Source organism: Desulfonatronospira sp. MSAO_Bac3 (genome assembly GCF_003838035.1).
In the GTDB taxonomy this organism is placed as follows: Bacteria; Desulfobacterota; Desulfovibrionia; order Desulfovibrionales; family Desulfonatronovibrionaceae; genus Desulfonatronospira; species Desulfonatronospira thiodismutans.
In genome coordinates this window covers 1-9,319 of record NZ_QYZY01000019.1, presented here as the reverse complement: position 1 = coordinate 9,319, position 9,319 = coordinate 1, and the positions used below count along the sequence as shown (strand labels likewise).

Annotated in this window: 6 protein-coding genes; 4 read left to right on the top strand and 2 right to left on the bottom strand. The window is 51.8% G+C overall.

All coding sequences use genetic code 11. The features are described 5' to 3' along the window. From D5S03_RS00360 to D5S03_RS00345, 4 genes are all read left to right on the top strand, one after another. Nucleotides 1–2,247 (top strand): response regulator (locus D5S03_RS00360; protein WP_287042369.1); only part of this gene is annotated, 2,247 nt, incomplete at its 5' end. Between the two features lie 98 nt (nucleotides 2,248–2,345). Continuing rightward, nucleotides 2,346–3,347: an HD-GYP domain-containing protein gene (locus tag D5S03_RS00355; RefSeq protein ID WP_287042368.1), complete on the top strand. Its 1,002-nt coding sequence runs from the start codon at nucleotides 2,346–2,348 to the stop codon at nucleotides 3,345–3,347. 270 nt (nucleotides 3,348–3,617) lie between these two features. Next, the gene (locus tag D5S03_RS00350) at nucleotides 3,618–4,556 is read left to right on the top strand and encodes a DUF368 domain-containing protein (protein WP_287042367.1); all 939 of its coding nucleotides are present in this window, start codon (nucleotides 3,618–3,620) and stop codon (nucleotides 4,554–4,556) included. Nucleotides 4,557–4,636: 80 nt separating this feature from the next. Continuing rightward, nucleotides 4,637–6,043, top strand: coding sequence for a mannose-1-phosphate guanylyltransferase/mannose-6-phosphate isomerase (locus D5S03_RS00345; protein WP_287042366.1), 1,407 nt, complete (start codon nucleotides 4,637–4,639; stop codon nucleotides 6,041–6,043). Between the two features lie 204 nt (nucleotides 6,044–6,247). On the opposite strand, the gene D5S03_RS00340 is transcribed toward D5S03_RS00345, so the two are convergent. After that, nucleotides 6,248–7,804 (bottom strand): PD-(D/E)XK nuclease domain-containing ATP-binding protein, encoded by a 1,557-nt coding sequence (locus D5S03_RS00340; protein WP_008871073.1) that lies wholly within the window; start codon nucleotides 7,802–7,804, stop codon nucleotides 6,248–6,250. A gap of 624 nt (nucleotides 7,805–8,428) precedes the next feature. Beyond that, on the bottom strand, nucleotides 8,429–9,319 hold an 891-nt coding region (locus D5S03_RS00335; RefSeq protein ID WP_287042365.1), incomplete at its 5' end, for an AEC family transporter.

Here is a 9,319-nt window from a genome sequence, read left to right as displayed (position 1 = left end):
GCCAACATGAGCCACGAAATAAGAACGCCCTTGAACGGTGTGGTGAGCATGATGAGCCTGCTGGAAGAAACCAGCCTGGGACCGGAGCAGAAGGAATACGTGGACATGGCCGCCATTTCCTCGGAGTCTCTTTTGAACATCATAAACGATATCCTGGATTTTTCCCGGATAGAGTCCGGCAGGTTAGAGCTTACCCGGCAGAATTTTGACCTGGAAAGGGAGATTTCCAGGGTCATGCTGCTTCTGACCAAAAGGGCCAGAAGCAAAGAGGTGGAACTGCTGGTGGACTACGACCTGCAGGCTCCCAGAAGGGTGCGGGGGGACAATCTGCGTCTCAGGCAGATCTTGTATAACTTAGTGGGCAATGCCGTCAAATTCACCGAAAAGGGCTATATACTGGTGCAGGTGAGTCTTGCAGAAGCAGGTGAGGAGAAGGCCCGGCTCAAAATATCGGTGCAGGATACAGGGGTGGGCATCCCCGTGCACATGCAGGAGAAGATCTTCGAGCATTTTACCCAGGTGGACTACTCTTCCACCCGCAGGCACGGCGGGACCGGCCTGGGACTGGCCATCAGCAGGAGCCTTGTCCGGCTCATGGGCGGCGATCTGCAGGTCATGAGCCGGGAGGGGGAGGGCTCGACTTTCTTTTTCGAGCTGGATATAGGCTATGCAGACGATGCTTCGGAGTTCATTGAAGACAGTGAGTTGAGCGGAATGCGGGCCATGATAGTGGATGATAATGCCATCAACCGTAAAATCCTGGCCGGATACCTGGAGAAGTGGGGGGTGGAGCATGAGAGTGCGGCAGACGCATATCAGGCCCTGGATATTTTGAACCAGAACCACCAGCAGGGGAAAAGCTTTGACTTTGCCCTTGTTGATCATGCCATGCCGGGCATGGACGGTATCGAACTGGCCAGCAGGATCAGGGAGCAGGACCAGGAAAAGGGTATGGGGCTTATTGCCGTTAGTTCGCTCTGGGGGCAGGTAAGTTCTGGTGAGTTTTTTCAGAAAGGGTTTGACTCATATCTGCCCAAGCCCGTCAACAGCGAGGACCTTCTTGCAGGCATAAAGGCGTGCCTGCATGGACGCAAGGGGGATAACAAAAGGCCACTGCAGCCTGCCGCACCAGTCAGGCAGGAGAATGCGCATGAAGTGCAGGCCGGGCCTGCTGCAGGTGCAGGCCCAAGGATACTTCTGGTGGATGACAACCATATCAACCGCAGATCTGTGCAGATCATGCTCAAAGACACTGCAGGCGGCCTGGTTTCTGTTGAAAATGGACAGGAAGCCCTTGAAAAGATGCAGGAGGATTCTTTCGACCTGGTCCTCATGGATGTCCAGATGCCGGTCATGGACGGACTGGAAGCCACGCGGCGGATAAGAAGCATGGAGCAGGGGACAGAGGACAAAGATCTTGGAGTGGAGGTTGCAGAGGAAATCTTAGAATCCCCAACTCCCCAAATCCCTAAATCCCCAACTCCCTCAATCCCTGAATCCCTGAATCCCTCAATTCCTAAATCCCAGAATCCCTCAATCCCAGAATCCCAGAATCCCTCAATCCCAGAATCCCTGAATCCCTCAATCCCTGAATCCCTAAATTCCCAAATCCCTAAATCCCCAAATCCCTCAATTCCAGAATCCCGGAATCCCAGAATTCCCATAATCGCCCTGACCGCCAACGCCATGCCCAGCGACAGGGAAAAATGCCTGAGTGCCGGCATGACGGATTATATCGCCAAACCGGTGCAAAAGATTGAGCTGCTGGCAATGCTTAAGAAGCACCTTCCGGCCGGCTTTTTTGACCTGCAGGACGGGAAAGGCCGGGATGAAAGGGCCGGGGCAGAAGAGGATTCCGGGCAGCCGCCAGGGCATGATGAGTACCAGGTATTTAATACCAGGGATTTTATGGACAGGTATGAACAGGATCTGGAAATCGCTGCGGAAATAATGCAGGACTTCTTGAACGACCTCCAGGTGGAACCGGAGCATATTCAGGCGGCCCTGGCCAGGCACGAGGCAGGTGATGCCGACAGGCTGGCCCACAAGCTCAAAGGTTCGGCCGGGTATACTGGCGCGGAAAGGATAAGGCTGCACTGCGCCAATATCATGCACAGCTCCCGGCAGGAAAACTGGCAGGAGGCACATAAAGAGATGCAGCTTCTGCAACGGGAGGCCCAGAGGTTTGAGGCGGAAGCCAGGGCGTTTTTCCAGACACAGGAAGTTGAGTTGCAGGCAGGTGAATAAGACCGGGGCGCTTTTGTTCAGTTATTCATGGCAGATGAACCCCCGGGCTTAATGACCAGAGATTAACAGGTTTGCATACAAAAAATACAAAAGGTCTTATGAAAGTACTGGTTGTTGAAGACGACAAGATAAGCCGCAAGACCCTCTCCCTGTACGCCAGGAACACAGGGTATGAGCCCATTGCAGCGGCAGACGGCAAGGAAGCCCTGAAGCTCTGGCACGAGCACCGTCCCAGGATCATTCTCACGGACTGGAACATGCCGGTAATGGATGGACTGGAGCTCATTTCCCGGGTCAGGGCCTCTGAAGGGGATGAATACACCTACATTATCATGATTACTTCCAGGGATGATTCCACCGACCTGATCCGGGGATTCGAGTCCGGAGTGGACGACTACCTTACCAAGCCGGTGGACAAGTCTGAACTGCTGGTGCGACTTAAAGCCAGCGAGCGTATCTTCAGTCTGCAGAGCAAGGACACAGTCATATTCGCCATGGCCAAACTTGCCGAGACCAGGGATCCCGAGACCGGGCTGCACTTAGAAAGAATCCAGAGCTACTGCCGTGTTGTTTCCGAGTTTCTGCTGCGCAATTCCATGTATCAGGATATCGTAAACCGGCGTTTCATCGATGACATTTACTCCACCAGTCCCCTGCACGATATCGGCAAGGTGGGCATACCGGACCATATCCTCCTCAAGCCAGGCAGACTGGACGAGGAAGAGTTTGAGATCATGAAAACCCACACCACCATCGGCTACGATACCCTCAAAAGCACCATCCAGCAGAATCCCAAAGCCAATTATCTGAGGATGTCTGCGGATATCGCCAGGTATCACCATGAGAAATGGAACGGATCAGGGTATCCGGACGGCCTTGCCGGAGAGGATATCCCCCTTGCCTCCAGGATCCTGGCTGTAGCAGACGTCTATGACGCACTGGCCTCCAAAAGAGTGTACAAGGACGCCTTCTCCCATGAAAAGACACGGGCCATAATCAGAGACGGCAAAGGTTCGCATTTTGATCCCACCCTGGTGGACGTCTTCCTGGAATGCGAGGACGAGTTTATAGAGACTCTGGAGAGATTCAGGGAGGTCTGAAGCTATGTCCTTGCCGGCAGGAAAAAAAGGAAGGATTCCTGCACAAGGGCTGAGTTTTTTACAGTGAAACACTAAATCCCAGGCGGACATTGTTTTCAGACTGGATGGGCACAGGGTCTTTTTTACTGTCATGGTTCAGTGTCGAGCCATGGACGTTTTTCCGCAACCCAAATAATTTCATGTTCTCTGTCATACATCTGTCTTGACAGTATACGCCCTTATTGTATCAGAAATTCATTAAAACCAGCAACCAGGTACTCTCAACTTCCCATGTGGAAACTGTTTTTCAAGGGCTTTGGCATAGGTGCTGCCAGCATTGTACCGGGCTTAAGCGGTGGAACCATTGCTCTTATTCTGGGAATATATACCCGGCTGATAGGTATTGCCGGCAATATAGATCATCGGACACTGGCAGGATTGATGCGCCTGGTGGTCAGGGGCCGCTTTGCCCGGGCCTTTGAATATGCCGTCCAGACCTGGCAGCTGCATTTTGTGGTGCCCATTGGAGCAGGGGTGCTGGTGGCGATATTCAGCACGGCTTCCCTGATAAACTTTGCTGTCTTGAATTACCGGGGTTTTGTTTTTTCATTTTTTTTCGGCCTGGTACTGGTTTCTATTTACTACCCCCTGAAAAGAGCAGGCAGGATCAGGTTCAAGGAAGTATTGGTTTTTTTCCTGGCAGGGACATTGATTCTGCTGGCGCAGCTTTCGCCTCTATGGAGCGATATGCAGGGCTTTAGCAACATTGGAGATCTGCGTTTTTTCCTGGGCGGGGCCGTGGCCATGGCCACCATGCTCCTGCCGGGATTCAGCGGTTCTTTCATGCTGGTGGTCATGGGGGTATACTTTGAGATCCTGGCTGCTGTGGCAGGTATGGACCTGAAAATCATATCTTTGGTAGGCATGGGATGCGTGTTTGGGCTTATCAGCCTGGCCAAGGTGATAAACTTTCTGCTGAAGAATTATTATACCACCACCATGTCCTTCCTGGCCGGCCTGATGTTTGGTTCTCTGGCAGCACTGTGGCCTTTTCAGAAACAGGTGGAAATAAATGAAGACAAGGTTGTCACTGCAGGTTATGCCCTGCCTGAAAGCCTGGCCCAGGGCTGGCCTTATTTTGTCTGCTTTCTAGCAGGGGCAGGTTTGGTCGCCGTATTCATTCTGATGGATTTAACGACCGGAAGGCATAATAGAGATGAGACAGAGTGATAACAAATCACTTTGGTTGCCATTTATAAAAGTAAGGTGATTCAACATAATTATAATGAAATTCCCGGAGGGGGTACGCCATGTTTTTACCGGTTATTCTGGCCGGCGGGTCCGGCACACGTTTATGGCCATTGTCCCGCAAGCTTTATCCCAAACAGTTTCTGGCCTTCGGAGGGGAGCTCAGCATGCTGCAGCAGTCTGTAAGGCGACTTGACGGACTGCAGTGCGTACCTCCTTTGCTGGTCTGCAACGAAGAACATCGTTTTCTGGCCGCAGAGCAGATGCGCCTTATGGGGCATGAGGATGTATCCATCCTCCTTGAACCCGAGGGGCGCAACACCGCCCCGGCCATTGCCCTGGCAGCCCTGCATGCCACCAGCAGTGGAGAGGACCCCGTACTTTTTGTAATGGCTGCGGATCACCATATTCATGATCAGCAGGCGTTTCAGGAAAGCGTGACCATGGCTGCAGAGCAGGCAGGTAAAGACTGGTTAGTGACTTTCGGGATAGTTCCGGACTCTCCTGAGACCGGTTATGGATATATCCGGCGAGGGGAAAATATCCAGGGACAGGTTTACAGGGCAGGGCGCTTTGTGGAAAAACCAGACTCTGACACTGCAGCTGCATATCTAAAGGCCGGGGATTACTACTGGAACAGCGGTATGTTTATGTTCAGGGCCGGCCGGTACTTAGAAGAGCTTGAGAAGTTTGAGCCCGCGATCCTGGAATGCTGCCGTGCAGCCATGCAAAACGCCCGCCGGGATATGCATTTTGTAAGAGTGGATAAAGATGCCTTCAACTCCTGCCCCGGCAATTCCATAGATTATGCAGTCATGGAGAAAACTCAGGATGCGGCCTTAGTGCCCATGGAGGCCGGATGGTCTGATGTGGGCTCCTGGTCATCCCTGTGGGACCTGCTGCCACGGGACGCAGAGGGCAATTCCTGCAAGGGCGACGTCATGGCCATGGACACCAGCAACAGCCTGCTTTTTTCGGACTACCGCATGGTGGCCACCCTGGGGGTGCAGGACCTGGTGGTGGTGGAGACCAAGGACGCCGTGCTGGTGGCTCACAAAAACAGGGCCCAGGACATCAAGTCCCTGGTGGACCGCATCAAAAGCAGCGGTCGCAGCGAGCATGTCACCCACAGGGAGGTGTTCAGGCCCTGGGGTTCGTATGACGGTATAGATGCCGGGGGCAGGTATCAGGTCAAAAGAATCACGGTCAAGCCAGGGGCCAAACTCTCCCTGCAAAAGCATCATCACCGGGCCGAGCACTGGGTGGTGGTGTCCGGTACGGCCATGGTAACCAATGGAGAGGAGTCCTTTCTGGTTACTGAAAATCAGTCTACTTACATCCCCCTTGGCCGGCAGCACTCCTTAGAAAACCCCGGCAAAATCCCCTTAGAGCTCATCGAAGTCCAGTCCGGCGCATATCTGGGAGAAGACGATATAGTAAGGTTTGAAGATATTTACGGAAGACTTTAGGAGACGTCAGGCATGAAAGCAATTATCCTTGCAGGCAATTGAAGATGCCTGGCGCTGGGAACGGGATATTCTTTGCAATATACCGGGATAAGCCTTGAACTTCAGCTCAGGTACTGGATCAGCACCGGCAATGACGTTTGTTTTAAAAGTAACAAAGACCCAAACTGGAAGTAGCTGCCCAGACCTGGTATAATTAGAGTCAGATCAATGAGATGATAAGCTTTTTTCCCAATCAAAGCGGACAATATTACGTTCGTCGCGGTCAAATTCCACGCCTATCAGGTAAATTTCCAGATTTTGACCATGGTATTTATCAGCATACCCTTTTTTGCGGACCTGCTCTAAGGCCGTGCCCGGAGTTTTGTCGAGGTCCAACACCTTAAACTCAAAGATGAAGACCCGGTTTGCAAGGCGCACCGTCATATCGATCCGGCCGTGATTTGTGGTATCCTCGGCGGTGACATCTAAGCCCAGAGCTGTGAAGTAGCAATAGAAAATAGAGGCGTAATACCCTTCGTACTCGGTCAGCTTGTTTTTGCGGTACCAGTCGTGGGGAATGGCGGCAAACAGGGAGTGAAAGACGTTCCCGATATCATCGAGCCGGGCGGCGGACAGGGCCTGATACAGATCGATTTTGCATTTTTCATAGACATCCCGCTGGGAAACGAGGAAGGCGGAAAGACTGTCTGCAAAACTCATGCGCACTTCCAGATTGGGATAATCCAGCCGGTATGCGGTCAGATTGCCGAACTGTTGCCGTTCCTGAATGGTCAGATACCCGGTCTGGAACATCATGGTCTCGATCTCAATATCGTTTACGTCAAAACTGCCCAGCAGACGTTCCGTGGCCACGGTGTTTTCCAGGTTGGGGGCCAGGTACTTGCGGGCAAGAAACAGCTTGAGCAGAAATTCTGGTGTGCCGCTCTCAAACCAGTAGTTGCTGAACTCACCTTCCTCCAGATAATTAAGAATACTGAAAGGGTTGTAAACGCGCTCTCCCAGCCAGGAATAGCCGTTGTACCAGCTGCGGATATCTTCCAGGGTTTTTCCTTCTAAGTGTTCGGCAAACACCTCGGTCATCTCGGCTTCCGTGTAGCCGCAAATGGTTGCGAAGTGTGGACTTAAAGTAATGTCTCTCAGATTGTTGAGCCCGGAAAACAGGCTCACCTTGGAAAATTTGGAAACCCCGGTGAGAAAGGAGAACCGGATATGGGCGTCGCTGTCCTTGATCACGGAATAGAGGTTTTTCAGGCCTTCCCGGATTTCAATTGCCTGCTCCGGGTCCGTGATATTATCCAGAATGGGCTTGTCGTATTCATCCACCAGAACCACGGTCCGCTGGCCGTGTTTGGCTGCGCTTTCTCGAATCAGTTCACCGAAACAGCCGGGAATATCTCCGGGATCCCGGCAGGTAACGCCCAGGGTTTTCTGGTTTTGATACAGAAGATCCACAATGCGCCGATCCAGCTCTTCCCGGTTGCGCACCACGCCCGCGCCAAAGGAAATATGAATAACAGGATGTTTTTTCTTCCAGTCCCAGCGATCAAAAAGCCAGAGATTTTGGAACAGGTCCTGGTTGCCTTCAAAAGCTTCTTTCAGAGTGTCGATGAACAGGGATTTGCCGAAACGGCGGGGCCTTGAGAGAAAATAGTATTTCCCGCTTTCAACCAGCTGATGCACAATCCTGGTCTTGTCCACATAGGTGTATCCGTCTTCAATGATCTCTCGGAGTGTACTCACCCCGATGGGCAGCTTTTTCATTGTTTTTCCTTCTGCGGCTTTGTCAGGGCTGTTTTGTAGTACTATTGCTATTCTTCAATATTTGTGCGCAGTTTCTCGGCAAGCATAACTAACTGTTTTTCATTGCTTTTTTGTTTGAAAAATCCATATGCTCTTGATCACTACTCTTGCCTACTCTTTACTTGAGTCAAGGGCTAAGCAACATGATTTACATCATAATTTTTTTTGTAAAACAACTCAACAATCAAGATGAACCTTTAGTGGCTTACTCCTGAAACCCTGTCACAAAATACAAGAAAAATTTGAGCCATGACGGGGGTTCAGCACTTGGCACTGGGACTGTTTCATTTTTGGACACTAAGCTCAGGTGATCCCCCCCGCCGCGCAAGCGGCTGATGCCTTTTTCCTTGCGGGTTCTTATTCCCGCAAGGAAAAAACATGCTTCTTCAATCTCTTTTATCTGTGTCAATCTGTGTGATCTGTGGGCTAAAAACTCTTTTCTTATCTGGGTTGCGGGCATAGCGCGCCTTAGACACTTAAGTGTCATCAGTTGACGTAAGCATTCAGGGGCTCCTCGATTGTGATTACTGGCACTCACGCCAGAGGCGTGATTCCGGCACCCCCTGAATGCTTGCGCCTTGAACTTCAGCTCAGGTACTGGATCAGCACCGGCAGGGTGATTCCGGACAGGATTGTGGTAAACAGGATTATTGCAGCCAGAAGCTCCGGTGATTTGTTGAACTTTATGGCGTACATAAGGGGCAGGATGGCTGCCGGGGCGGAAGTCTGCAGAACCGCCACGGACATTTCCAGCTGCGATACTGGAAAAAAACAAAGAATACATACTGCTGCCAGGGGTGAGATCACGAGCCGGACTGCACTGGCTGCGGATATTATGGCAGCAAACCTTAGAAGCCTGTCCTTGAGGGAAGACAGGGAGATGGCAGCCAGCTGCAGGCCCAGGATAAAGATGAGAAGCGGTATGGCCCCGGCGCTTATCAGCTGCAGTCCCTGCTGGATTCCCCCGGGCACGGGTATTTTCAGCCAGGAAAAAACAAGGGCCAGCAAAAAGGCGTGGAAAATTGGAATGCGCACTACATCCAGCAGAATTTCTCTAAGCCTGGTCTTGTCGCTGCTCATGTATATGGCCAGAGTGCACAGGGGGATATTGAAAATCACGAAGTAGACAATGGACAAAGGCACCGCCTCCTGGCCGAAGGTCAGGTGGATAAGGGGCAGTCCGAAGTTGCCCACGTTTATCATGGAGATCCCCAGGATAAAGGAGTTTTTTTCTCCCGGTCCCAGGCGCATGGCGGATGACAGCAGGATTCCCAGGGCTATGAGCAGAGCGGTTAGAAAAAGCATGAAAACAAAAGGCACCCCGAGGTCGCTGAAAGACACGGCATGCCTGGTCATGGAGTCAAAGACCAGCACCGGGGCAAAAAGGGCCAGGGCCAGGCTGGCCAGGGGTTTTATTTCCGGTCTGAAGATATGGTTATAGATAAAGGCAGAGATAATTATCAGAAATATGGGCAG